This window comes from Wohlfahrtiimonas populi (genome assembly GCF_002006795.1).
Taxonomy (GTDB): Bacteria; Pseudomonadota; Gammaproteobacteria; order Cardiobacteriales; family Wohlfahrtiimonadaceae; genus Wohlfahrtiimonas; species Wohlfahrtiimonas populi.
In genome coordinates this window covers 188,883-215,744 of sequence record NZ_MVDN01000003.1, presented here as the reverse complement: position 1 = coordinate 215,744, position 26,862 = coordinate 188,883, and the positions used below count along the sequence as shown (strand labels likewise).

Genomic DNA, 26,862 nt, shown 5'->3' with positions numbered 1-26,862 from the left:
GTTATTTTCCGAAGCTGTCTTTTAATGTTACGACTCGATTGAAAACCAATGAATCTTCTTTACTGTCACGTGCAAAATAGCCTTCACGTTCAAATTGATATGCAACTTCTGCTGGCGCATCTTGCAATGCAGGTTCAACTTTTGCATTTTTGATGATCAATGAATCTGGATTCACATAATCAAAAATTTCACCTTCTTCACGATCAGGATGAGGCACTGTGAACAATCTTTCATAGCAGTTCACTTGTGCATCCACTGCATCTTTTGCAGAAACCCAATGAATAACACCGCGAGCTTTAATACCTTCGGCATTTTTACCTAAAGTATCTGGAACGATTTCAGCAATCACTTCTGTGATGTTGCCATCAGCATCAGCTTTGTAATCTGTTGCTTTGATGATGTAAGCTCCACGCAAACGAACATAATCACCTAAAATTAAACGTTTGAATTTTTTATCTTCAGTGGATAATACAAAGTCAGCTTCATCAATGTATAAAATTTGAGAGAATGGCGTAATGCGCTTGCCTAAAACTTCATTTTTAGGATGATTTGCCAATTCTAAATCTAAGTGTTCATCAAAATTTGTCAATGTCACTAAAATTGGATCTAAAACTGCCATGCGACGTTCTGCTTTATCATCCAAAATGTCACGCATACATTGTTCTAATTGTTCCATTTCGATGGAGTTTTCAGATTTTGTTACACCAATGCGCTCACAGAATAAATGCAGTGCTTCAGGTGGGCAGCCACGACGACGTAAACCTGAAATAGTTGGCATACGTGGATCATCCCAGCCATTGACTGTGCCTGAAGTTACTAATTGCGTTAATTTGCGCTTAGATGTGATTGCGTATTGCAAGCTCAAGCGAGAGAATTCATATTGATGAGGTTTCTTTTCGATTTCGCAATTATCAATGCACCAATCATATAATGGGCGGTGATCTTCAAATTCTAATGTACAAATTGAGTGCGTAATGCCTTCGAAAGCATCGCCTAATGCATGTGCAAAGTCATACATCGGATAAATACACCAATCTGTGCCTGTTTGATGATGTTCAACGTGACGAATACGATATAAAGCAGGATCACGCAAATTCATATTCGGTGAAGCCATATCAATTTTGGCGCGTAAGATTTTAGAGCCATCAGGAAATTCGCCTTTTTTCATGCGTTCCAATAGATCTAAGTTTTCTTCAATAGAGCGCTCACGGAAAGGTGAATTTTGACCTGGTTCTGTCAATGTGCCACGCATCGCACGCAATTCTTCAGCAGAGGAATCATCTACGTATGCTAAGCCTTTTTTAATCAATAAAATCGCGGCATTATAAAAACGCTGGAAGTAGTCAGAAGCGTAGCATTCCGCGTTCCATTCAAAGCCTAACCATTCAACGTCAGCTTTAATGGCAGAAACAAATTCTTGTTCTTCTTTACACGGATTCGTATCGTCAAAACGCAAGTTACATTTACCCTGGTAATCTTGAGCGATGCCAAAGTTTAAACAAATTGATTTTGCATGCCCAATGTGAAGGTAGCCATTCGGTTCTGGTGGAAAACGAGTATGGACTTCAGATGGGCTCTTATACTTACCAGTACTTAAATCGTTGTCAATAATTTGACGGATAAAGTTGGTACGAATCACTTCTTCTGACATGAGTTCCCTTTAGTAGATAAAACTTATCGATAAACTGTGGAATTCTAGCATGTTTGGTTTCTATTTACGAGATTAAGATCAAGAAAGCGTTAAGCATAAAAATAGCCTCAGTTTTGAGGCTATTTTGTACAACAAAGATAATGCTATTTACTCATGATCAAAGTTGATGAGCTTTTTATGTCGGCTCAGTAATAGATACATTGAAGGCACGATGAATACTGTGAGTAATGTGCCTAAACATAAGCCACCAACAATTACCCAGCCAATGGTTGAACGGGATTCAGCACCCGCACCAGTTGCTAAAGCTAATGGAATAGAACCTAAAACCATAGCGCCTGTTGTCATTAAAATTGGACGTAAGCGTAAGCTTGCAGATTCAATGATGGCAGTTAATTTATCCTTGCCCGCATCCTGTAACTGATTCGCAAATTCAACCAATAAAATGCCGTGTTTGGTGATTAAACCAACCAATGTTACCAATCCTATTTGGCTATAAATATTCATGCTGTTGCCAGTTAAATATAGAGCAAGTAGGGCACCTAAAGCTGCTAATGGTACTGACAATAAAATAATGAATGGATCAATCCATGATTCAAATTGTGCTGCCATCACTAAGTAAATGAACATAAGTGCCAATAAAAAGATTGCAACCATGGCATTGCCTGTACTTTTAAATTCGCGAGCGCCACCTGTGTAATCTAACATTGTATCTGGCATTACATCACGGATAGCATTTTCTACAATATTGATACCATCACCTTGTGAAATGCCTTCTGCTAAGTTGGCAGAAATAGTTACGGAGCGTAATTTGTTGAAGTGATTCAAATATTGTGGCGCAACAGTTTCACGAATTGTGACAAAGTTGGACAAAGGAATCATTTGATTCTTATTAGAACGCACATAGATATTTTTTAGGTTTCTAGGTTCGTTACGATTAGTTGGCTCCACTTGTACTAAAACATCATATTGCTCAGAGCCCTCCTTGAATCGTGTAATATTTCGCCCGCCCAAAGCTGTTTCTAATGCTCGGCCAACAGCATTTACATCGATGCCCAATAACGCTAGTTTTTCACGATCCACATCCACTTCTAATTGAGGTGTGTTTAAACGAAGATTGTTATCAGGGGTAACTAATCTTGGATCATTATTCAGTGTTTGCATAATTTGTGTAACATATTGATCTAGCTCTTCAAATGATGCAGTGGAACGAATCACAACTTCCACTTCTTTTGAGCGACTATCTTGGCCTAGTGATTGTGGGTTACTTGCGAATACACGAAGCCCAAGAGCTATGTCTTTAAATTGTTGATTCAATCGTTGCACTATGGACATTTGTGATTCACTACGCAAATCCCAATCTTCCAATGTAATATTGCCAATACCGCCAGAAGCTACGCCTGATACAACAAATACAGTGGCTTTAGGTAATTCAGTCAGTAATAGATCTTCAATTTCAGTAAAGTAGCGATCTGTAAAATCAACCGTTGCACCTTCTGGTGTAATGGCTGAAACACGAATAAAGCCACGATCTTCTGTTGGTGACAACATTTGTGGTAATTGCATGTAGATAAAATAGCTCGCACCCAAAGTGATGATCATTCCAATGATCACAAGTAATGATTTAGGTAAAACCCAACGTAATATTTTGGTATAGCCATTGGTGAAAGCGACAAACATATTTTCAATGGCATTAAATAACTTACCTTTTTCATGATCTGCTTTTAATAAGCGAGAGCACATCATCGGTGATAATGTTAGGGCAGTGAAGCCTGAAATGATCACAGCAATGGATAGCGTTACAGCAAATTCAATGAATAACTTGCCGATGCGGCCTTCTGTAAAAGTCAAAGGTAAGAATACAGCGGCCAATGTGATGGTCATTGCAATAATTGCCAATCCAATTTCTTTGGAACCCACAAATGCAGCTTTGATGGGCGATAAGCCAGCTTCGATGTGTCTATGAATATTTTCCAGCATAACAATGGCATCATCAACTACTAAGCCGATTGCGAGTACAAAGGCGAGCATTGTCAATGTATTGATGGAATAACCCAATAAATACATTGCAAAGAGTGTGCCCACTAATGCAATTGGTACTGTAACCATCGGCACAATCGTCGCGCGCCAATCACGTAAGAAAAAGAATATGATGATACCAACAAAAATCAGTGCTTCAATGATTGTGGAATATACAGATTGTAGTGATTTATTGATGAAGATTGAGTTATCAGAGCTGATTTCTAAATTAACTTCATCAGGCAAGCTTTCTTGCAGGGTTGGCAATACTTCACGAATGGCTGAAGAGATTGTTAATGGGTTGGCTACAGATTGCTTAATGATTGCAATACCAACGCCACGTTTGCCATTCATGCGCGGGCGAGAAGTTTCTTCAACACCGCCTAATTCTACACTAGCTAAATCACCTAAACGCACAATGTGTTGATTGCCAACGCCACTGCCATTCGACTGATTCGTGGTTTTGACAATAATATTATTGAATTCATCTACTGTGTTTAAATCTGTTTGTGCAACGATATCCAATTCACGTGCATTACTTTTAATGCTACCGGCAGGAATTTCGACATTCTGCGCACGAAGCGCTGCTTCAATATCAGTAATGGCGATGTCAAAAGCAGACATTTTTTCAGGATCGAGCCATACGCGCATTACAGGATCTCGGCCACCCCAAATTTCTAGATTAGAAACTCCTTCCAATAATTCAACTTGTGGCTTGATGTTATTTTCAACGATTTTGGTGAGTTCAATGGAGGATAATTTATCGCTTGTGAGCGTTAAAATCATTACAGGATCAGCATCTGAGTCACTTTTGTTAATGATGGGCTCATCTACATCATCAGGTAATAAATATTTGGCACGTGCAACGCGATCACGCACGTCGTTGGCTGCTTCTTCGATATTCTTACTGGGTTGGAATGAAATATTCACAAATGACATGCCACGGCGTGACATTGATGTCATAAAATCAATGCCATCAATACTTGTTACAGCATCTTCAATGGCTTTTGTAACTTGTGTTTCTATGATTTCAGGGCTTGCACCGCTATAAGTTGTGCGAATACTGATGACAGGCAAATCAATGTTAGGATATTCACGAATGCTCATTCGTGTTAAACCCACAACACCAAGTAGAATGATTAAAATATTGAGTACAATCGCAAATACGGGGCGTTTGATGGAGATATCAGAAATTTTCATAGTGACTCTCCAAGATTATTTAGGTTCTACAGGATTGATCGCAGATCCATCATGAATACGAGCTTGGCCAACTTTAACCACTTGATCGCCATTTTTTAAGCCATGAATCACTTCAACAGCATAGCTTGAGCGCTCACCTAAAATGACTTCTGTTAATTTTGCGATGTATTGATCATTTTCTTTCACAACACGATAAACATACTGTTTACCTTCCGCAGAGAAAATTGCTTCTTCAGGCACAATGATAACGTTGTAACCCAATGGGATTTCTAATGAAATTCTCGCAAACATCCCTGGTAATAAGCTTTGATCTTGATTGTCGTAAATGGCACGCACGATTAAAGAGCGACCTTCTTGCTCAATTTCAGGGCTTAATGCATAGATTTCTGCTGTAAATTTCTTTTTAGGGAAGTTATCGACAGAAAATTGTAAAGGTTGTTCCAATTCAACGGTGTGCGCCAATCTTTCAGGTAAGTTAAATTCTAGTTTTAATTTTTCTGTATTAACAATGGTGGTTAAGTCGCTACCTGTTTGAATATAGCTGCCAGCATATTGGTTGATTAACCCCATTTTCCCTTTAAATGGTGCTGTTAAAGTTGTGTGGTCTACTTCGATTTGTGCCATTTCCAATTCAGCTTCTGCTTGTAATTTTGCTGTTCTTGCAGCATCAATTTGTTGTGCAGTTGCACTGCCACGAGAAGCTTCTAAACGCTTAACATTTTGTTCTGCATTACTTAAATTGGCTTGGGCATTTTTTAATTTGGCATTCACTAAGCGATCATCAAATTTAATGAGTGCTTGGCCTTGTTCTACTAAAGAGCCTTCTTCAAAATTAACAGAGGTAATTTTCCCCGATAATTCAGGGCGTAAAATCACACGTTCAAATGGTAATAACGTACCAACAGCATGGATATATTCTTGCTTAGATGTTTCTTGTGTATCCGCAACTTCTACGCTGATGCTTTTACTGTAAGCGATCGATGATAAAGAAAGGGATATTAATAATGTGAAAAGCAAGGGAATTTTGTAGTTGTTCATTGTCCAATCCATGAATACACGATTAAGTCTCGATATTGTAAAGGATCAGTTGAAAAAAGCTTCATGTATTTGTCAGAATTTTGTAAAGGATACAAAAAAATCCCGCCAGTTTTGGCGGGATTGAGATATTAACCTATAAATTTAGATTAATGACCCATGTTCGATAAAATGAATTTTACCAAGAATAAGATTGCGATGATGTAAGTTGCAGGGTGAACATCTTTAAATTTGCCTGTAAATACTTTCAATACAACATAGCTGATGAATGCGAAAGCAAAGCCATTAGCGATTGAATAAGTAAATGCCATTGTGAATGCCATTAATGCAGCTGGGATTGCATTTGTTAAATCATCCCATTCAACTTCTGTTAATTCACGTAACATGATACACGCTAAGTAGATCAATGCTGGTGCTGTTGCATAAGCAGGTACAGCTGTTAACAATGGTGAGAAGAACAATGCAGCTAAGAATAATAAGCCAACTGTTGCACTTGTTAAACCTGTGCGGCCACCAGCTTGTACGCCTGATGCGCTTTCAACATAAGCAGTTACTGAGCTTGTACCCAACATACTACCTGCTAAGATTGATGTACTATCTGCAAACAATGCACGTGCAAAGCGTTTTTTGTTTTGTGGTGATGTGTCATCTAAGATGTGAGCGCGTTTTGCTACACCGATTAATACGCCCGTTGCGTCAAATAATTCAACCAATACTAATGTTAAGATGATTTGTAAAAAGCCAGCTTCCAATACTTTGCTGAAATCAATTTGGAAGAATGTAGGTGCGATTGATGGTGGCATAGAAACAACGCCAGTGAACTCTGTATTGCCAGTTAAGATGCTTAATACGGAAACTGCTAAGATCCCAATTAAAATTGCACCTTTTACTTTCAATGCATCCAATACAGCAATGATTAAGAAGCCTAATACGCAGAACAATGTTGAAGCATTTGCTAATGAGCCTAATTGCACTAAAGTTGCAGGATTATCTACAACTAAACCTGAAGTTTGTAAGCCGATGAATGCTAAGAATAGACCAATACCTGCGGCGATTGATGAACGTAAGGATTTGGGAATCCCTTCTATGATCCAGGTTCTTAGCCCTGTTGCTGTTAGAATCAGGAAGATGATACCTGAAACAAATACGCCACCTAAAGCTTGCTGCCAAGTGAAGCCCATTGTTGCAACGATTGTGAAAGCGAAGAATGCATTCAAGCCCATGCCAGGTGCTACAGCGATTGGGTAGTTTGCTAAGAAAGCCATGATGAAAGTACCGAGTGCTGCTGCGATACATGTCGCAACAAATACTGAGCCTTTATCCATGCCTGTGCTTGATAAGATGATTGGGTTAACAAAGATGATGTAAGACATCGCTAGGAATGTTGTCATCCCGCCAATGGCTTCTGTCTGAACATTGGTTTTATGTTCTTTCAGTTTAAATAATCGCTCTAACATTAGAAAAACTCCTAGAAGTAATAAAGATTAAATTTAAAAAGCCTCAGCTACATTTGTAGTGAGGCTTATGTTTATTCTGTTTTAGGTTTGGATTTCAGGGATATTAATACTGATCCAACTAATACAACCAATACAACGGATAATGAAATCGACGTTGGAATGTGGAAGTCAAAAGCGAGCAGTAACATTTTACAACCAATGAATACTAAAATTGTTGCCAATCCATACTGTAAGAATGCGAAACGATCTGCCATATCTGCCAATAAGAAGTACATCGCACGTAAGCCTAAGATTGCAAATACGTTGGAAGTCATAACGATGAAAGGATCTTTAGTGATTGCGAAGATTGCAGGCACAGAGTCAACAGCGAAAATGATGTCTGAAATTGTGATAACAATTAGCGTTAACAATAATGGAGTTCCGTAACGTACGCCATTTTCTTTCGTGAAGAAATGTTCTGCATCCAATCTATCTGTGAATTTCATACGCTTTTTGATCATGCGAATGAACCATTTTTGGTTTAAATCTTCTTCCTCATCAGATTTCTTAAACATCGTGAAACCTGTATAAACTAAGAATGCACCAAATACATACAAAATCCACTCAAATTGAGAGATCAATGATGCGCCAATTAGTACCATAATCACGCGCAATGCGATTGCAGCGAAGATTCCGTAAACCAATACGCGGCGTTGGAATTTAGCTGGGATCTTAAAGAAGCTAAAGATCAATAAAAATACGAAAATATTATCAATGGATAAGGATTTTTCAAGGACATAGCCCGTTAAGTAATCCATAGATGCTTCAACAGCCATTGCTTGTTGTGCTTCAGCTGTCAAATTTAAATCAGGGAATTCGCCGTGGGCTAAATACCAATACAGCCAAACGTTGAATAATAGTGCAACAGTTACCCAAACAATTGTCCACATCAATGCTTCTTTGACGCTGACTTTATGATCACCCGTTTGTTTCAGGGCAAGCATATCTACTGCGATCATGATCAATACAGCAATGGTAAAAACAGTATATAAAAACGGAGAACCGATAGGAGGAAGGGGTGTCATTTACAATTTCCTAGATGGACTTAAAATAGTTCGACAAATATTCGTCAAAATCAGCTTGAGGTTCTGCCTCTAATGCTTTTTGACGTTCAACACTTTTGTGAGCTAGCATTTTGAATGCTTCACGTTTTTCATCTGATAAAACTTCTTCAGTTAAATAGTGATTTTTGTATTGCGTTGCTTTCTCAATACAGTAGTCATTATACTGAATAGATGAGCTTGCGAGCTCATTTAATATTTTAGCAGATGGCGTTAAATTACTATCAGTAATCATTGCACTTAATGGCGCAATTGTTGCGCTATATTCTGGGCCGAGAATTTCTGCGACAGGTTTGATCCATTCTAATAGTGATTGCAGTAGCTCTTGAAGCGGTTGTTCTTGATATTGAACATTTAAGCTTAAGTCTTTTGTTCTGCCTTTTGCAGCAATTAAGGCAAGGTTTCTTTGGTTTTGCTCATATTCCATATTGCATAACGGATCAGCATTCGTTAATAAACATGTCGTCATGAAAGCTTGTAAGAATCTAATTGTTTCGACAGAAATTCCTGTAGAAATGGTCGGCATGATATCAACAGAGCGTAATTCCACATAGCCAATGCCACGATCTTTTAATGCAGCAAGCAATGTTTCACCTGATTTTAAAACTTGTTTTGGGCGAATGCTTGCGTAATATTCATTTTCGATTTGTAGAATATGATTGTTGATTTGCTGATATTCACCATCTTTTTTGATAGGGATGTGTGAAACTTTATCGCATGGCGTTAAAATCGCATGCTCAATGTCTGCAACATAATCTTTCAATGAATTGAAAGATACTGTGAATTTGCATTTATTATTACTGTAGCCAATGTCAGATAAACGTAGGGAAGTGCTCTCTTTGATGTACACAGTTTCATCATCAAACTTCTCAAAGCGATCATTATTGTTACCAGATAAGAAACTCTTCGGCATCAATGGTGATGCACCAAAGAAATAAGGTACTAAAAAACCAAAGCGTGATACTGAGCGCATTAAATGCAAGTAACGGTCAGATTTGAAATCCGTTAAAGATTGTTCATTCTTTGTTGCTTTTTGTAATGCGACAAAGAATTCATCACTCAATGAAAAGTTGAAGTGAATGCCCGCGATGGATTGCATCATCTTACCGTAGCGATGTGACAAGCCTGTGCGATATAAGGTTTTCATTTTCGCAGCATTGGATGAGCCATATTGCGCAATCGGAATTTCATCTACATTATCAATTAATGGCGGCATGGAATCTGGCCAAACCAACTCATCACCCAAGTTTTCTGCTGTAAAAGCTTGGATTTCATCTAAAGCTTGATATAGATCTTCAGGCGAATGATAAACATTGGTGACAAATTCAAGCAAGTTCTCTGCAAAGTCTGTAGTGATATTTGCATTGGTTAACGCTGAGCCTAATGCGATAGGGTGCGGAGCTTGGCTTAGTTTGCCTTGCTGATCAACGCGTAATCCTTCTCTTTCTAATCCCATAGAAACATCTTGGATTAATCGAGCATCATCGCCCAAAGCTTCAAGATTAGACTTGACTGAATTCATCAACTGTTTAAACATAATCAATCCTTTTAAAGAACTGGCTGTAGATCAAAACCCACATGTGTTTGCCACATGTTCATGATTTTACAAAATAGTTCTGCGGTTTGTTGCGTATCATACAATGCTGAGTGAGCACCATCTGCATCCCATTTCATGCCTGCAGCAATCGCTGATTTAGCTAAAACGGTTTGACCGTATGCTAATGCGCTTAAACTTACAGTATCTAATACAGAAAATGGATGGAAAGGTGAGCGCTTAATGTCACATCTTTCAATCGCTGCATTTAAGAAAGCTAAATCAAAGTGAGCATTGTGTCCAATTAAAATTGCACGAGTACAGCCTTGTTTTCTTACTTCTTCGCGCACAGCATTGAATACTTTCACCATTGCTTCTTTTTCAGAAATCGCCATGCGGAAAGGATTATCCAACTTGATGCCATTAATCTTCATAGATTCAGGATTGATACCCAAATTTGGCGCCGGCTCAATATTTGCAGCGACATGATGAGTAGTTTTCATCATGCCATCTTTGTCAATATCCAAAAATACCGCGGCAATTTCTAAAAGCGCATCTTTCTTTGGATTCAAACCACCTGTCTCAACGTCAATCACAACAGGTAAGAAGCCCCTAAATCTAAGAGACATTAAAGGGGGATTCGTTAATTGATCACTCATGACTATTGTGCGGCCTTTGTGCGTTTGGTTGTACGCTTAGTTGTTGATGCGGATGATTCTTCTGTTTTGTACTCAATCAGTGGTGCAACTTTATCGGCAATTTGAGGGCGATCAATGATCACTTTTGCCACATTTGCTTTTGATGGAATTTCAAACATTGTATCTAGTAAAGTAGATTCAATGATGCTACGTAATCCACGTGCACCCAATTTGCGTTGAATTGCTAATTCAGCGATGGCTTTCAAGCCTTCTTCTGTCACGCTTAATTCAACATCATCAGTTTCGAATAAGTATTCGAATTGCTTAATGATTGCATTTTTAGGTTGCGTTAAGATGTTAATCAACGCAGCTTCATCTAACTCTTCCAATGTTGCAATCACAGGTAAACGACCAATGAACTCAGGGATCAAACCATATTTAGTTAAATCTTCTGCTTCCACTTGCGCAAACAATTCAGATAAATTGCGTTTCTCTTCAGATTCTTTCAATGCAGCAGTAAAGCCAATACCGCCTTTGTTTTGACGCATGCTGATGATTTTTTCTAAACCAGAGAATGCACCACCACAAATAAATAGAATGTTGCGAGTATCCACATTGATCAATTCAGCATTAGGATGCTTGCGTCCACCTTGTGGTGAAACAGCCGCAACTGTGCCTTCAATAATTTTTAACAATGCTTGTTGAACGCCTTCACCAGAAACATCACGTGTGATTGAAGGATTGTCACTACGGCGCGTGATCTTGTCGATTTCATCGATATAGATAATACCCGTTTGTGCACGTTCTACATCAAAGTCAGCATTTTGCAATAAACGCTGAACGATGTTTTCAACATCTTCACCCACGTAACCAGCTTCTGTTAATGTTGTCGCATCTGCAATTGCAAACGGTACATTTAACATTTTCGCTAATGTTTCTGCCAATAATGTTTTACCTGAACCAGTTGGGCCGATTAACAAGATGTTACTTTTTGTTAATTCAACATCACTGCGAACAGTCTTAGATTCTAAGCGCTTATAGTGATTATAAACCGCAACGCTCAATGTTTTCTTAGCCAAATCTTGGCCGATCACATATTCGTTCAGTGCTTCATAAAGCTCTTTTGGTTTCGGTAGAGGTTTCTTTTGATACTCTTCTGCAAACTCTTCAGTGATGAGTTCGCCACATAAATGAATACATTCATTACAGATGTAAACGCTTGGGCCTGCAATGAGTTTCAATACTTCATCTTGTGATTTGTCACAAAATGAGCAACGCAATACTTTTCCTTTTTTCTTCGGAGAGTCTGTCATAATTTTTTCTTTAAATTAACGATGAGAAACAACAGTATCGATTAAGCCATATTTTTGAGCTTCTTCTGCGCTCATAAAATTGTCACGATCTGTATCTTTCACAATTTTTTTCAAGGGTTGTTTTGTGTGATGCGCCATGATTTTATTCAAACGATCTTTAATATAAAGCATCTCTTTCGTATGAATTTCAATATCAGTTGCTTGACCTTGATAACCACCTAAAGGTTGGTGAATCATCACACGAGAATTTGGTAGCGATAAACGCTTGCCTTCAGCACCAGCAGCCAATAGGAATGCACCCATGCTGCAAGCTTGCCCAATCACCATAGTAGAAACATCTGGCTTGATGAACTGCATAGTGTCATAAATCGCCATGCCAGCAGTTACTGAACCGCCTGGTGAATTGATGTATAAATGAATGTCACGATCAGGGTTTTCTGCTTCTAAAAAGAGCATTTGCGCTACGATCACGTTTGCACTGTAATCATCCACAGGGCCACACAAAAAGATCACGCGATCTTTTAATAGACGTGAATAAATATCGAATGAGCGTTCGCCACGAGCCGTTTGCTCGACAACCATAGGCACAAGATTAAGGTTATGAATCTCGTTGTTAAAAGACATTAGAATCCTCATGACCAATTTAAAATTAAGCCACTAATTCTATCAGAAACCTTTGTGAAATCCTATGCCAATTATTCCCATCTAGATTTATTTGAATAATTACATTTATTAAGTTTATTTTCGGTATAGTGTAGGCTTGTTGTGAATATTGTGACACTGGATAGGATATGGAACGTAATTATAATTTTTGTGCAGGCCCATCAACTCTACCTGAAGCTGTATTGAAACAAGCACAGGCAGAATTCTTAAATTGGCATGGTTTAGGCGCTTCTGTGATGGAAATTTCCCATAGAAGTAAAGATTTTGAAGCAATTATGGTTCAAAGTGAACAAAAAATTCGTTCATTGTTGAACATTCCAGAGAATTATAAAATCATCTTCCAGCAAGGCGNGCGTTCGCCACGAGCCGTTTGCTCGACAACCATAGGCACAAGATTAAGGTTATGAATCTCGTTGTTAAAAGACATTAGAATCCTCATGACCAATTTAAAATTAAGCCACTAATTCTATCAGAAACCTTTGTGAAATCCTATGCCAATTATTCCCATCTAGATTTATTTGAATAATTACATTTATTAAGTTTATTTTCGGTATAGTGTAGGCTTGTTGTGAATATTGTGACACTGGATAGGATATGGAACGTAATTATAATTTTTGTGCAGGCCCATCAACTCTACCTGAAGCTGTATTGAAACAAGCACAGGCAGAATTCTTAAATTGGCATGGTTTAGGCGCTTCTGTGATGGAAATTTCCCATAGAAGTAAAGATTTTGAAGCAATTATGGTTCAAAGTGAACAAAAAATTCGTTCATTGTTGAACATTCCAGAGAATTATAAAATCATCTTCCAGCAAGGCGGTGCATACGCACAGTTTTCAATGATTCCATTGAACTTGTTGGGCAATCAAACAAAAGTTGATGCAATTGATACAGGCAACTGGTCAAATAAAGCCATGAAAGCTATGGCTAAATATGCTGAGATTAATGTGCTTGCAACTGCAAAAGATACATTACCTGAAGAAGGCTCATTGAAGTTTTCTAAAGATGCAGCATTCGTTCATTACTGTGATAACGAAACAATTAGTGGTGTAGAGTTCGATTATGCAGTGCAAAGCGAATATGCACCAACTGTTGTGGATATGAGTTCAAATATTTTATCCCGCGAATTTGACGTTTCTAAATTCGGTTTAATCTATGCAGGTGCACAGAAGAATATCGGTCCATCAGGCATTACAGTAGTCATCGTACGTGAAGATCTATTGGGTAAAGCTAATCCAATGACGCCAGATGTATTCAACTACGAATTACAGTCTAAAAATATCTCCATGGTGAACACGCCACCAACATTTTCTATGTATATGATTGACTTGGTATTGACTTGGTTGCAAAATCAAGGCGGTGTTTCTGCAATTGAAAAAATCAATAACGAAAAAGCTGCAATGATTTATAACATTATTGATTCCAGTGATTTTTATCGCAATCCTGTGACAAAAAATGCACGTTCTCGCATGAATATTCCATTTACTATTGTAAATCCAGAATTAGATCCCATCTTTTTAGCACAGGCGAAAGAACACGGCTTGATTAATTTGGAAGGATATCGCGCAGTTGGCGGTATGCGTGCAAGTATTTATAATGGCTTGCCGTTAGAAGGCGTCAAAGTTTTGTGTGAATTTATGTCTGACTTCGAGAAAAAATACGGGTAGAATGGATTGATAAATACTAGGTTACAAAAAAATATGACGATTAAACAAAAAAAATTAGGCGTGATTGCATCTGTCGTTGCGATTTTACTTTTCGGTAATGTCAATGCGTCAGAAATTCAATCCATTCCTGCGTCAACAGCTCAGGAAAAACAACTCCCAAAAATTACTCCGAATAAAAGATTTGAGAGGATCAGCTCTGCCAATGCAGTGGCATTGTCTCAATTCCATTACGGAAAGATTCCATTGGATGATGTTTTATCTGAACGTGTTTACTCGTTATATTTAAACTCGTTGGATCCTCAGCGTGTTTACTTTTTGCAATCTGATATTGATCAGTTTGATAAGCACAAACTGTTATTTGATGATTACTTAAGGAAAGCAGAATTGCGCTTTCCTTTTGAAATGTACAATACTTTGATTCAGCGTTTGGATGATCGCCAAACAGCTGTGAATCAATTGATTGATCGTGATTTCGATTTCACTAAGAAAGAAGAAATTCTAATTAATCGTAAAGATGAACCTTATGCCAAAACTGTTCAAGAATTGGACGAGATTTGGTATCAGCGCATTAAAAACGAGCTCATCAATTTGTTAGTGTCTGATGAAGAATTAACATTGGATGAAGCGCGTGCAAAATTAAAGAAACGCTATGCATCACGTCATGAGCGTTTAATGCAAGTGGATGTGGATGATATTTTTGAAATCTACATGAATACTGTTGCATTGGCATTTGACCCACATTCTGGCTATTTGTCCCATCGCACAATGGAAAACTTCAATATTAATATGAGTTTGTCATTGCAAGGGATTGGCACAGTATTGCGCCAAGATGATGATGGTATTTCCATTATGGAAGTTGTACCAGGTGGACCTGCGGATCAAACGAATCAATTAGTAATTGGTGATCAATTGATCGGCGTTGCCCAAGGCGATGATGGTGAATTTTTAGACATCGTTGGCATGCGTTTGGATCATGTGGTTGATAAAATCCGTGGTAAAAAAGGCACAGTTGTTCGTTTACAAATCATGGGTAATAAAGGCAAAGGACCTGAAAAGGTTGTGCGCATTGTTCGCGATCAAGTGAAACTAGAACAGCAAGCTGCTAAATCTGATGTGAAAGAGATTAAAAAAGGTGATCAAACACAGAAAATTGGTGTGATTACTTTGCCTGCATTCTACAGTGATTTTGAAGGTAGCAAAGGCGGTGAGAAAGAGTTTAGAAGTACAACGCGTGATATTAAGAAGCTTGTCAAAGAGCTTCAAGACAAAAATCAAATTGATGGTTTAGTGATCGATCTTCGTGGCAATGGCGGTGGTTCATTGGAAGAAGTGATTAATTTATCAGCGCTCTTTATCGAACCTAAGAAAACTGTTGTGCAAGTGAAAAACTATAACGGTTCAATCGAAACGCGCAACAGCACGCAAGAGAAGAAAATCTACGATGGTCCATTGATGGTGATTACAGATCGTTTGAGCGCTTCAGCAAGTGAAATCTTTGCAGGTAGTATTCAAGATCAAGGCCGTGGTTTGATCGTAGGTAATACAACGTTTGGTAAAGGTACAGTTCAGTCATTGTTGCCTTTAGAAGGTTGGTTAGCGAAATCAGAAAAGCCAGGGCAGAGTAAAGTAACGATCGCAATGTTCTATCGTGCGAATGGCGAAAGTACACAAGAGAAAGGCGTTGTACCTGATGTTGTGTTGCCACAGATTTATAATCCTGCAGATATTGGTGAATCTAAGGAAAAATATGTTTTACCTTGGGATCAGATTCCTGCGAGTAAGGATTTAGTGATCACAGAAACTTTGGCTGAATATGCGAAACCATTGCAAGCAGAACATAATAATCGCTTGAAAGATGATGAAAAGCTTAAAATCTTCCAAGAACAGCGCGATAAGATTCAAGCATTGTGGGATGTGAAAACATTGTCATTGAACTTGGATGAGCGCCGTAAGGAATTGAAAGAGCAAGAAGATGATTCTTTCAAAAGTAGCAATGAAATTCGCAGAATGTATAACTTAGAGCCATTAACATTAGAGCAGTATAAAAATGAAGATGGCACTCATACAAAATTGTTGAAAGATACAACACCAGATATTTTATTGGATGAAAGTGTGAACATTATGAGTGATTACATTGAACTTTTGAAACAGCCAAAAGCGAAGTAATTCATAAACTCAGATTCAAAAAAGCCTCAGAAATGAGGCTTTTTTGTTGCACAATATTGTTATCTATTCAATTTGGTGTGATGTTATGGTTCCTTTTCTTTCGGCTTGTTTTTCATCGTTCATTGCCTTAATGCCGTTAATTCTTTCTTGACGTTTATATCGAGTAATGTACCAATCCTCAATTAGCATTTCTATTAAAGCAATGAGTTCATTTGCTTCTTCAGGCTCAACATCAATTATTAGGTTAATATCTTTTTCGGGGTGAGCACCTATATTTCCAATAGATTTTAAAGACATAATTGCTTCATACATATCAGGATCAATTTTATCTTTGATCTCTTCTATTTCATGGTGCAAAGATTTTTTGCCAGAAATATTATAAAAATCTCTGATCATGGATTGTAAACNGGTGAGCACCTATATTTCCAATAGATTTTAAAGACATAATTGCTTCATACATATCAGGATCAATTTTATCTTTGATCTCTTCTATTTCATGGTGCAAAGATTTTTTGCCAGAAATATTATAAAAATCTCTGATCATGGATTGTAAACAGCGACGGGCTAGAGTAGCAGATGCTTTAGGGGATAAAATAGCAATGAGTTTTGCTTCTTTATAATCTTGTAAAATTTGCTCAGGAATATAATCAGGAAATACCTTTATATTTACTTCCGGTTCAATATTTTTTCGATAAATTTTCTGCCACTGTATAGGTTTATCTTCTCCATGTATTGTGTGTCCATATTTTATGGCTTTCCATTTTTCAAAAACAATTTCTACTTCTCTGCAGCTTTCAAGTGGACATGTAATAGCATATGTACGTACTTGATAGTGAACATCATCTTTATTTGAGAAAAATTGATGATGATCTTTGCTAATGTCATGATCTCTGATTGTTGATACAGTATTGCAGAAAGGGCAGTTTCTTGGTGTTCCCATTATTTTTCCTTATTAAATTACCTATAATTATCCTTTATTAGAAAACGATGATTGTATTGCTTTTACTACTTTTTGCAAGAGCTTATCTTTTTTAGAATCGCTCTTTTGGTGTAATTCAGGATAAGCGCGTAGATTTTCAGTTTGTTTCATGAAGTTGGTAATATCAGCTGAATTTTCTGTTTCATTGTTGATCATGATCGGATTTAAATCTGCATGAGAACGATCATTCAAGCGCTCGATGATGTATAAAAGATTCAGCATTAACTTCACAGCTGTTGGCTGATCAATGTAGAAATATTCAATGTCACGCCATTTATCCACGATGCGTTCACCATAATTCCATAATGAGCTGAAAACACCGCCAATTACAGCGCCAGTTGCAGAAGCAATGCCAAGTGTTGTCATACCGCTCACTAAATCAACGCCCACCATCATAGTTGCGCCCGCAGCTGCACCTTTGCCAAACTGGATAGAGAACTGCCCAAATTCATCTAGCGTGAACATATCCTGCGTGGTTGCATTGGCTTCTGTATGCAATGTGATGTATTGGATATCTTCACGATTGAAATTATAAAGCGCCAATAACTGATCAATGAATTTCTTCTCAATTTTTGCAATGGCAGTCGCAATCTGTGCATTGATGCTTTGTGTGTCAATTTGCTTTGTATCGGCTTTAACGCGTAATGTCATTAGATCAAAGTAGAAATCAGCAAGTAGAACGAAAGCTTTCTCTGTGCGTTCATTATCCAATGCATTTTGCGCAGTAATGAAAGATTGAATGCTTTGATAATGTTCAGGGAACATAATCGCGATCTGTTCATATAAGCGCTGTTTGCGTGGTAATAAGATCGTATCGAACTCTAGATAATGATGTAAGCCATTAGCCTTGAGTTCACGTTTCCAATCATCAATGTACTGTGCATTTTGCGTAAAATTCAAAATTGGCAAAATTGGAATATGAGTTTTGAGAAGGAGAATCAATTCATAATGATAGCGCGGTAAAAAAGGCTGGCGAACATCGATCACATAAAAGGCAATATCGCTTTTGAGCATTTGATTCAGCACTTTAAACTCTTGATCAAAATCTGCTTTGTAATGTGGGTTTTGCATCAATTCTAATAGAGCTTTTTTCTCATCAGACTTAGATGTCTGTAGGGAAGCACTTGGCATTAACTCCAAAATGCTCATGGCATCTTCAATGCCTGGTGTATCGACAAAGTTGAAAGTAAAATCAGCAGATTGTAGCGATATATTTGTGACATCAATCGTAGTTGCAGGCGCATTTTTAACTTCACCAAAATTGCGTTGTCGTGTCAAAGCGCGTACTAGCGATGTTTTACCAGTATTTGTATGGCCAACAATGGCAATGGTGATGTTATTGGATGTCATAATTTGCTGCTTCGCCTTCCACTAAAACGGATGATAGATGTTTGTGCCACATGGATTTTTGATATTCGTCCTGCGTTAATACATGAATGGTTGCATGTTCTGCTAAATTCAATAGGCGGATCATTCGTCTTAATAATCCACGATCTGGCATTAAATTACCATCCACAAATACTTCTATTTTTTCAATGGGTTCAGCTTTATGTTTGAGTTCAAATTGCTGAAAAGCTTCAATGTCATTCAACTTAATCACATCAGAGCTTAAGCGGATTTGATCTGTAATATCTAAGGCGACTTGATAATGTCCATTGCCATGCACTTCAACTTTAGGCGCACGAATCACTAAAGGTTTTTCTTCAGCTTGATCTAAAACGATTGGCTGGCTAACAGTTGCTTGTGGCGTTGAATGCAATAAACTACGCACAACGTAATAGGTAAACACCAAAATGCGTGGCAATAAACCATGAAATAAGATCATGATGATTGTCCATTTTGCCCATAAAGAGCGCGCAGCATCATTTAAACCATCTTTGATAAAACTTGCTTCAATAATTTTGTAATCAAAGCTAATCAATCCTAATTTTTCAGGGAAGAAATTTAAATAACGGATCACTGATTCTGTGATCTCTTTGCTTTCTGTGAATGTATTACCTAAATAAAAATCCACATGTTGAAAGGTGAATTTGAAAAAGAGTACGACAATGCTAGTCAGTAAAATTGTGATCCACGTTGCATTGGAAACCAATTGCACAATGTAACGAATGGGCAACTTACTTTGGAAAGTGATTGCCGAATCATTTTTAAAAATGAGGTTTTTCAAGCTAATGAAAATCTGGCTGAAAATAGAATGTGATGTGATCAAAGAGATGATCAGAAATAGGGTGGAAGGCAATATTGCCACAAGCACAAAATAGATTGGGTGCATTGGCGATGTGACAAGGGCGCTAATCCCAAAGGCACTTGTGAAAATGGTTAAAATAATCCATAGGAAAAAGATAATGCGCCAGTGGCGCATTATCGGCTGAAATTGCTGATTGTTCATGGATTTAAAAGCCATTAGTCAATGATCTTAAATGTTAATGTATTATTCTCAATGTGAGTGATTTCAATGTGTGTGCCAGCTTCTGCATCTGGGCCTTTAATGAGCCAAACTGAATCACCAATATTGAGTTTACCTTCATTATTCACAACTTTTGAATCTAAAGTGAAAGCCATGCCAACCAATTCTGAACCGCGTGCTTGGTTGAGATTATGCGTTACAGTGGATTGCGTATTTGGTGAAACTCTACGCATGATCACAATGACTGCAATCACAGATAATACAGAAGTGATGGCAAATAGAGCTAATTCAGCATTCATGCTCATTGGGATGATCAATGTGATCACGCCAACGATCAATGCACTTGCACCAAACCACATTAAAAACATGCCAGGTAAAAGCATTTCTAAAATGATTAAGATAATACCCAATGTGAACCAATTGACTAAAATTGCCATCGCGTGTGTATCTCCAATATTATTTGCTAGAAGTTGATTTAACTAAATCTGCAATGCCGGCTAATGAGCTCACAACACTTGTTGCTTCCATTGGCATCATGATGATTTTGCCATTATCACTTTCAGCAATTTTACCAAATGCTTCCACATATTTTTGTGCTACGAAGTAGTTGATGGCTTGGATATTACCACCAGAAATTGCGTCAGAAACCATGCGCGTTGCATTAGCTTCAGCTTCAGCTAAACGTTCACGTGCTTCAGCTTCCATGAATGCAGCAGCTTTTTTCGCCTCTGCATCTAGGATCATACTTTGCTTTTCACCTTCAGCTTTTAAAATTTCAGCCTGACGGAAACCTTCAGCTTCCAAAATGTTCGCACGTTTTTCACGTTCCGCTTTCATTTGTCTTGCCATTGCATCTACAAGATCACGTGGCGGTGCAATGTCTTTAATCTCGATACGCGTAACTTTTACACCCCAAGGCGCTGTTGCGTGATCCACAACAGATAATAAACGAGCATTAATTTCATCACGTTTAGATAATAATTCATCTAAATCCATTGAACCCATTACAGTACGAATGTTCGTCATAATGAGATTGATGATGGATAACGTTAAGTTATTCACTTGGTAAGCTGCTTGTGCTGCATCATTGATTTGGAAGAATGTTACACCATCCACACGAACCATCGCATTATCACGCGTGATCACTTCTTGTGAAGGGACATCCATCACTTGTTCCATCATATTTAAACGACGACCGATGCGATCAAAGACAGGCACAATGATATTAATGCCTGGTTGCAATGTACGTGAATAACGACCAAAACGTTCTACAGTTGCTTGTTGTCCTTGTGGGATGATTTTCACACCCATAAATACAACAACGATCACTGCGGCAACGATCGATAAAATAACAATTGATATACCAGACATTAATGCTCCTTTATTTTTATTATTAAAATCTTATGAAAAGATTAAGCGCTGAATGAGTTTCCACAACCACAAGTTGTTGTCGCGTTTGGATTACGGATTACGAATTGTTCACCTTGAAGGTTTTGAACATAATCGATATCAGCACCCACTAAATATTGGTAGCTCAATGGATCAACCAATAATTTTACGCCTTGATTTTCAACTTCCACATCGCCTGCTTCTAGCTCTTCCGCAAATGTAAAACCATATTGGAAACCTGAGCAACCGCCACCTTGGATGTAAACGCGTAACATCAAGTTTGGATTAGCTTCATCATCAATCAATGATTTAACTTTCAATGCTGCTGCATCTGTGAAATTGATACCTGTATCTGACATTTTTAAGCCTCCGTGCAAATAATACTATTATAGGAGAAAACAGGGGTGATTACACGGAGATATATTTTACAGGGGCGATTATCTTTTTTTATCTAAGAAATCTTGCCATAACGGTAGGATTTTCTCTTCAACTAACGGTGCAAATTGTAGGGCAGGAATATGATTTGGCTTTAGCCAAACGATCTCTTCAATCTCTGCTTGTGGCTCGATGATTATATTGGCAGGCAACATCACTTGGAATAACTGCGATTGGATTCTGTAATCAGGCTCATTGGCAGCGACAGCTTCATATTCTTGAATGAAAGTTGCATCACTTTCTTGAATATTTAAATCAATCTCTTCTTGTAATTCTCGAACCAAAGCCTCAATGGCGCTTTCACCGTGATCTATTTTCCCACCTGGCAACATGAATTTGACTGTATTACGTTTACGAACTAGCAATAAGCGATCATTCTCATCAATGATCATCGCAGCAGATAGGTAAAAATAGTTGGGTTTGCGTTCCATGATAAAATCCAATGTAATTTGAAAAAGACTATAAATGTTACGAAGAATACCAAAGAAATTAAAGGGCGAATTATGAGCGATGAAATGCAAAAAATTATTGATGAGTGTTATCAATATTTTTCAAAGTTTCAGAAGCCTTCGCGATTGAGCGTTTGTAGCTGTGGATTTTGTGTCACAAGTAGCGATGTAGAATATCTGATACTATATCTAAAGAAACTCAAACTATACCAAAAAGCTTGCATGGCAATAGCCCTAAAATACATTTGATGGTATGTCTAGCTATATATAGGCTAAATATTTTATTGTTTATAAATAACTATGTTCAATTATACTTTCAGGCTTATATACTATAAAATATTAATCACTTAACAATACTAAAAGAATAAATTCTATACTGTAGTTACTTTAGAATAAAAGTTCTTTTGTGAATATAAAGGATAAAAAATGAGAAAATTTTTTTTTCAATTATTATTAATAGTATTAGTGAATNATATTTTATTGTTTATAAATAACTATGTTCAATTATACTTTCAGGCTTATATACTATAAAATATTAATCACTTAACAATACTAAAAGAATAAATTCTATACTGTAGTTACTTTAGAATAAAAGTTCTTTTGTGAATATAAAGGATAAAAAATGAGAAAATTTTTTTTTCAATTATTATTAATAGTATTAGTGAATAATGCTTTTTTTTCTTTTGCTGAAATTACCTGTGTTGATCAAAAGGCACAGACTCAAATGCTTACTCCAATATCCTTTCCTATTTTAGATAAACCCTTGGAATTGATGTGTACTGAGGAGTTAAAAGATCAAAGTATTAGCTATCATAGCTCATCGATTAATGGCTATAAAAAAGTAGATGAGCTTTTAGATCTTAAAATAGAGATCTTGTCTTTAGAGGATAGTAAAGCTATAGATGATAATCTTTTAGGTGATGATTTTGATGAGAATTATATATTAAATATTCCATATATAATTAAAGATAAGAAAAATACTGAGATTTTAATTGAAGTGTTTGAAATAAAAAGAAATAATAATATTGAAGCTTTGGTATATATTAGTAATCCTAGTATGCCTAAAATTCGCTTTTCTTGTGTAGATAAGAAATTAAAATTTGAAGAAAATAATTCTAATTATATTAAAAAAATATTGCTATCAAAGGCATGCCAAGAAGCTATTCAAAAATTTAATATCCCTTTGTCTAGAAATGAAATTAATAATTTAATTATTACAAAAGGTACAATTAACTAACTTGTAAAGGAAATACTATGAGTGACGATAATTTAAGATCAAATATTAATATACAAGATTCTGCAGACTCTGTAGTGCAAACGGCACAACAAGGTAATGTAATAGAAGCGCATCGTTTATGGTCAGAATTTCATGCAACAGAACCATTAGCTGTTAGAGAAGCTTATGATCGATTGATAGCTCTTCAGATTAATGAAGCAAATATTGAGAATTATCAACAATTAGACCCTAATATGCGAACACAGTTAAGTTTTTCTAAAGATTCTCCAAGGATTCCGTCTGAAGATGAGATGTCAGCATTAACAAATGATCAAAAATTTGATGTTTACAATGGGATTACACGTTTAAGAGGTAATGCATCCGCTGTAAATGCATTAGATGATAATGATAGAGTTATTCTTGGATTAAGAAATGAAAATCAAACGACTGCTAATGCTGGACGCGGAGTGTATGATGATCGAATAATTGTGCTATGGCAAGATAATGATGGTGCAAAGCATATTGAAGAATTTAATAGAGCAACAACAGAACCAACAGCTCAATATGATGCTCATTATCGTAATGATACAAGTATAAAATCTAGAGCGCCTAGTGGTGTTGATATTAATGCTGATGGTACGTTAGATATGGGGAGGTTAAGAGATGATAATACCATTACTATGAGAGCAACAACTCATGCTAGACCAGGTGGCCAAGGAGATAATTTTTCATTAAGACCAACGAATGAATTTATCCGTGATCACGGAACTGGATTAGTAGAGCGTGATGTAAATGGTGATGGCTGGTTTGATAGTCAAGACATTGGCGGAATAGTAGATTTAAATAATACTTTTAAAATCCATGCGGGATCAAGAAATAGTACTGACTCTGCAGGATGCCAAACTATTCATCGAGATGATTATGATAGATTTATAACGGCAGTTAATCCCGAAGGATCAATACAAACAGAATGGCAATATGTTTTATCTTCAACAGCAGAAATATCTCATGTGGATAGAGTTCTTGATAATACGGAGCGTGAGGAAGTGATTTCTCCTCTATCATTAAATACAGGTAATGAAACCGTAGACCTATTGCTAGCTAACTTAGAGAACTCCAAAGATAATCCATTTGGATTTAATCTGGATGTCATGATGACTGTTGCTGAAACAAAAGAAGGTAAAGAATTCACTGATAATCTCAATCAAGGGGTTGAAGAAGTGAAAATTGCAGAGGCTAGTTTGAAAGTTGAGCAAAATTTGCAAGTTAAGAATAAAGAATCTGGTATTGAGATTGGTTAATTATGAATAAAGAAACTGAAGCTTCGTTAAAATTAATAGAACAACTGGCTAATGCATCTATTTTGCTGAAAAAAAACATTGAGGCATATAGTCAGGAAGCTCAAAATAGTAGTGCTGAATTCAAGGAAATCATTGATGATTATCAACTTTATATTAAGAAAATAACACAAGAAGCTCATCAAGAACTTTCCAATACAATGAAGCAATCCATTAAATCATCTATTGAAATGAGTACGCATGATATTGAGGAAAATATTAAACAGAGTACAAATATTTTACTTAATACTATGGATGAATTTCAAAACTCACAAAAAAACCTTATAGGTCAAACAAAATGGCTTTCTTGGAAATCATTAATAATTTTATTAATCGGGTTAATTATATTAATTGGTGGAACATTTAAAATTTCTGGCGATGAATTTCAGCGTTATCAATTTCTTAAAACTAAGAATGAGAGTTTAAATGAAATGATCAACAATAAAAATGTTATTTTAAAAACAGATATTAAAGTTTGTGGTGATACTCCATGTATTAGATTAGATACAGAAAGTGAGCGGTGGGGAAATAATGATGAATATATTTTGATAAAGACTAAATAAAATAATAGATGTNAAATGAGTACGCATGATATTGAGGAAAATATTAAACAGAGTACAAATATTTTACTTAATACTATGGATGAATTTCAAAACTCACAAAAAAACCTTATAGGTCAAACAAAATGGCTTTCTTGGAAATCATTAATAATTTTATTAATCGGGTTAATTATATTAATTGGTGGAACATTTAAAATTTCTGGCGATGAATTTCAGCGTTATCAATTTCTTAAAACTAAGAATGAGAGTTTAAATGAAATGATCAACAATAAAAATGTTATTTTAAAAACAGATATTAAAGTTTGTGGTGATACTCCATGTATTAGATTAGATACAGAAAGTGAGCGGTGGGGAAATAATGATGAATATATTTTGATAAAGACTAAATAAAATAATAGATGTTTCAGTTAACAAAAAGCTCCGAAAGGAATCTTTATTTTTCAAATTTAATTGCTTAATTGTAATTTTTCAATAAATTCCATTTACGAATTGTTATTTATTGGCTCTAAATTTCATCAGATTTATTTACAAACCTATTAAACTGGACTTTTTGAAGTTAACATTTAAAATTTAAATAATTATAGGTATCAGAGGAGTTTGTATGAAAAAGATTAATAAAAAAACTTTACCTGCGATTATTTTAATCATTGTGATTATGATCATTGGCTTTGGCATGCAATTTTTATCTACAAAAGATAGCGTTGCTGAAGTTGAAAGCAGTGCACAGCTCAGTAACTACATTGATGAAGTAACTAAATGCCAAGCACAAGCAGATAGCAAGCAAGAGCTTTCAAAAGAGTGCCAAGAGATCATGAAGAAATAATTGATTGCAGGATCAATGGATCGATTTGTAAACCTCAAAATTCTTAGCTATAGTCATTCTTTTTAGAGGGAATGACTATGAAAGCGTTATATATCATCACAGGTGCATCCAAAGGCATTGGTGAAGCTTTGGCAAATCAGTTAGAGCAAGATAACAATAATGACGTGTTACGTTTAGCACGCACCAATCCTAATGTGTTGCAAAACTTAATCACTGTAGATTTAACGGATGAAACAGCAAGCGTTAAAGTGGTGACGGATTGGTTGAGTTCTCGTTTAGCAACAGCAACATCTGTGACTTTAATTAACAATGCAGGCACAGTTGAGCCAATGGGCGTTGTTGGGAAAATCAACGCTAGCCAATTATCACAAGCTTTAATGCTCAATGTTGGCGCTGTCATTGCACTGACAAGTGCATTTGTTGAATTGACAGATAATTTCAATGGTCAAAAATTTGTGATGAATATCTCATCTGGTGCAGGGCGCAATGCTTACGAAGGTTGGGGCGTTTATTGTGCCACAAAAGCAGCCGTTGATCGCTTCACAGAAGTGCTTGTGAAAGAGCAATCTACTAAAACAAACCCAGTGAAAGCTACCTCGATTGCACCAGGTATTATTGATACAGGCATGCAATCCACAATTCGTAGCCATTCAGAAGAATATTTCCCCAATGTAGATCGATTCATCGACTATAAAAATACAGGGAAATTAAGCTCGCCAGAAGCAACTGCGGCAGCATTAATTAACTATTTGCACTCAGAAAAAATGGGCACTTTTGCAATTACTGACATCAGAGATTAAAAAGTATTTGTATTTGTAATTTGTACTTG

At 36.7% G+C, this 26,862-nt stretch carries 25 protein-coding genes and 1 pseudogene; 9 read left to right on the top strand and 17 right to left on the bottom strand.

The annotated features are described in order from the left end of the window. Position 1: 1 nt before the first annotated feature. The 9 genes from BZK16_RS05395 to clpP form a co-directional block, all read right to left on the bottom strand. Complete coding sequence (locus tag BZK16_RS05395) at positions 2–1,651, bottom strand: glutamine--tRNA ligase/YqeY domain fusion protein (protein WP_077927878.1); 1,650 nt, start codon at positions 1,649–1,651, stop codon at positions 2–4. Positions 1,652–1,798: 147 nt separating this feature from the next. Continuing rightward, entirely contained in the window at positions 1,799–4,867 is a 3,069-nt protein-coding gene (locus BZK16_RS05390) for an efflux RND transporter permease subunit (protein WP_077927877.1), read from the bottom strand. 15 nt (positions 4,868–4,882) lie between these two features. Continuing rightward, positions 4,883–5,905 carry an efflux RND transporter periplasmic adaptor subunit gene (locus BZK16_RS05385; RefSeq protein ID WP_077927876.1) on the bottom strand — a complete coding sequence of 341 codons (1,023 nt, stop codon included), beginning with the start codon at positions 5,903–5,905 and terminating at the stop codon, positions 4,883–4,885. Between the two features lie 146 nt (positions 5,906–6,051). Beyond that, positions 6,052–7,359: an NCS2 family permease gene (locus BZK16_RS05380; protein ID WP_077927875.1), complete on the bottom strand. Its 1,308-nt coding sequence runs from the start codon at positions 7,357–7,359 to the stop codon at positions 6,052–6,054. A 71-nt stretch (positions 7,360–7,430) separates the two neighbouring features. Continuing rightward, positions 7,431–8,423, bottom strand: coding sequence for a TerC family protein (locus tag BZK16_RS05375; RefSeq protein ID WP_077927874.1), 993 nt, complete (start codon positions 8,421–8,423; stop codon positions 7,431–7,433). A gap of 10 nt (positions 8,424–8,433) precedes the next feature. Beyond that, positions 8,434–9,996, bottom strand: coding sequence for a glutamate--cysteine ligase (gene gshA, locus BZK16_RS05370; RefSeq protein ID WP_077927873.1), 1,563 nt, complete (start codon positions 9,994–9,996; stop codon positions 8,434–8,436). Positions 9,997–10,007: 11 nt separating this feature from the next. Then, positions 10,008–10,652 carry a ribonuclease T gene (gene rnt, locus BZK16_RS05365; protein WP_077927872.1) on the bottom strand — a complete coding sequence of 215 codons (645 nt, stop codon included), beginning with the start codon at positions 10,650–10,652 and terminating at the stop codon, positions 10,008–10,010. A 2-nt stretch (positions 10,653–10,654) separates the two neighbouring features. Beyond that, entirely contained in the window at positions 10,655–11,944 is a 1,290-nt protein-coding gene (gene clpX, locus BZK16_RS05360; protein ID WP_077927871.1) for an ATP-dependent Clp protease ATP-binding subunit ClpX, read from the bottom strand. 15 nt (positions 11,945–11,959) lie between these two features. Continuing rightward, on the bottom strand, positions 11,960–12,568 hold the full coding sequence (gene clpP / locus BZK16_RS05355) for an ATP-dependent Clp endopeptidase proteolytic subunit ClpP (protein ID WP_077927870.1): 609 nt from the start codon (positions 12,566–12,568) through the stop codon (positions 11,960–11,962). A 167-nt stretch (positions 12,569–12,735) separates the two neighbouring features. Here clpP and BZK16_RS05350 point away from each other — a divergent pair. The 3 genes and pseudogenes from BZK16_RS05350 to BZK16_RS05340 all read left to right on the top strand — a co-directional run. Beyond that, positions 12,736–12,966: pseudogene (locus BZK16_RS05350) on the top strand (aminotransferase class V-fold PLP-dependent enzyme); the annotation flags it as partial. A 235-nt stretch (positions 12,967–13,201) separates the two neighbouring features. After that, positions 13,202–14,272, top strand: coding sequence for a 3-phosphoserine/phosphohydroxythreonine transaminase (gene serC / locus BZK16_RS05345; protein WP_077927868.1), 1,071 nt, complete (start codon positions 13,202–13,204; stop codon positions 14,270–14,272). 33 nt (positions 14,273–14,305) lie between these two features. After that, positions 14,306–16,438: a carboxy terminal-processing peptidase gene (locus BZK16_RS05340; protein WP_233145205.1), complete on the top strand. Its 2,133-nt coding sequence runs from the start codon at positions 14,306–14,308 to the stop codon at positions 16,436–16,438. A gap of 63 nt (positions 16,439–16,501) precedes the next feature. On the opposite strand, the gene BZK16_RS05335 is transcribed toward BZK16_RS05340, so the two are convergent. The 8 genes from BZK16_RS05335 to BZK16_RS05300 form a co-directional block, all read right to left on the bottom strand. Continuing rightward, positions 16,502–16,834, bottom strand: a complete 333-nt coding sequence (locus BZK16_RS05335; protein ID WP_077927867.1) for a DUF4145 domain-containing protein — start codon at positions 16,832–16,834, stop codon at positions 16,502–16,504. After that, on the bottom strand, positions 16,815–17,378 hold the full coding sequence (locus BZK16_RS05330) for a DUF4145 domain-containing protein (protein WP_077927866.1): 564 nt from the start codon (positions 17,376–17,378) through the stop codon (positions 16,815–16,817). Before BZK16_RS05330 ends, BZK16_RS05335 begins: the two co-directional genes overlap by 20 nt. A gap of 27 nt (positions 17,379–17,405) precedes the next feature. Further along, the gene (locus BZK16_RS05325) at positions 17,406–18,767 is read right to left on the bottom strand and encodes a GTPase/DUF3482 domain-containing protein (protein WP_077927865.1); all 1,362 of its coding nucleotides are present in this window, start codon (positions 18,765–18,767) and stop codon (positions 17,406–17,408) included. Further along, complete coding sequence (locus BZK16_RS05320) at positions 18,754–19,806, bottom strand: DUF2868 domain-containing protein (protein ID WP_233145204.1); 1,053 nt, start codon at positions 19,804–19,806, stop codon at positions 18,754–18,756. Before BZK16_RS05320 ends, BZK16_RS05325 begins: the two co-directional genes overlap by 14 nt. Before the next feature lie 14 nt (positions 19,807–19,820). Beyond that, positions 19,821–20,261 carry an NfeD family protein gene (locus tag BZK16_RS05315; RefSeq protein WP_077927864.1) on the bottom strand — a complete coding sequence of 147 codons (441 nt, stop codon included), beginning with the start codon at positions 20,259–20,261 and terminating at the stop codon, positions 19,821–19,823. Positions 20,262–20,280: 19 nt separating this feature from the next. Further along, complete coding sequence (locus BZK16_RS05310; protein ID WP_077927863.1) at positions 20,281–21,195, bottom strand: SPFH domain-containing protein; 915 nt, start codon at positions 21,193–21,195, stop codon at positions 20,281–20,283. A 41-nt stretch (positions 21,196–21,236) separates the two neighbouring features. Continuing rightward, a complete protein-coding gene (gene erpA, locus BZK16_RS05305; RefSeq protein WP_077927862.1) occupies positions 21,237–21,572 on the bottom strand; it encodes an iron-sulfur cluster insertion protein ErpA in 336 nt (111 codons plus the stop codon). Positions 21,573–21,650: 78 nt separating this feature from the next. Next, a complete protein-coding gene (locus BZK16_RS05300; RefSeq protein WP_233145203.1) occupies positions 21,651–22,079 on the bottom strand; it encodes an NUDIX hydrolase in 429 nt (142 codons plus the stop codon). A 640-nt stretch (positions 22,080–22,719) separates the two neighbouring features. On the opposite strand from BZK16_RS05300, the gene BZK16_RS05295 reads away from it, so the two are divergent. The 6 genes from BZK16_RS05295 (at position 22,720) to BZK16_RS05270 (ending at position 26,833) form a co-directional block, all read left to right on the top strand. After that, positions 22,720–23,334: a hypothetical protein gene (locus BZK16_RS05295; RefSeq protein ID WP_077927861.1), complete on the top strand. Its 615-nt coding sequence runs from the start codon at positions 22,720–22,722 to the stop codon at positions 23,332–23,334. 17 nt (positions 23,335–23,351) lie between these two features. Continuing rightward, positions 23,352–24,614, top strand: a complete 1,263-nt coding sequence (locus BZK16_RS05290) for a hypothetical protein (RefSeq protein ID WP_077927860.1) — start codon at positions 23,352–23,354, stop codon at positions 24,612–24,614. 2 nt (positions 24,615–24,616) lie between these two features. Further along, the gene (locus BZK16_RS05285; protein WP_077927859.1) at positions 24,617–25,213 is read left to right on the top strand and encodes a hypothetical protein; all 597 of its coding nucleotides are present in this window, start codon (positions 24,617–24,619) and stop codon (positions 25,211–25,213) included. 15 nt (positions 25,214–25,228) lie between these two features. After that, the gene (locus BZK16_RS05280) at positions 25,229–25,600 is read left to right on the top strand and encodes a hypothetical protein (RefSeq protein WP_077927858.1); all 372 of its coding nucleotides are present in this window, start codon (positions 25,229–25,231) and stop codon (positions 25,598–25,600) included. Positions 25,601–25,811: 211 nt separating this feature from the next. Continuing rightward, positions 25,812–26,033 (top strand): hypothetical protein, encoded by a 222-nt coding sequence (locus BZK16_RS05275; protein ID WP_077927857.1) that lies wholly within the window; start codon positions 25,812–25,814, stop codon positions 26,031–26,033. A gap of 77 nt (positions 26,034–26,110) precedes the next feature. Then, positions 26,111–26,833 carry an SDR family NAD(P)-dependent oxidoreductase gene (locus tag BZK16_RS05270; protein WP_077927856.1) on the top strand — a complete coding sequence of 241 codons (723 nt, stop codon included), beginning with the start codon at positions 26,111–26,113 and terminating at the stop codon, positions 26,831–26,833. The last annotated feature ends 29 nt before the right edge of the window (positions 26,834–26,862 follow it).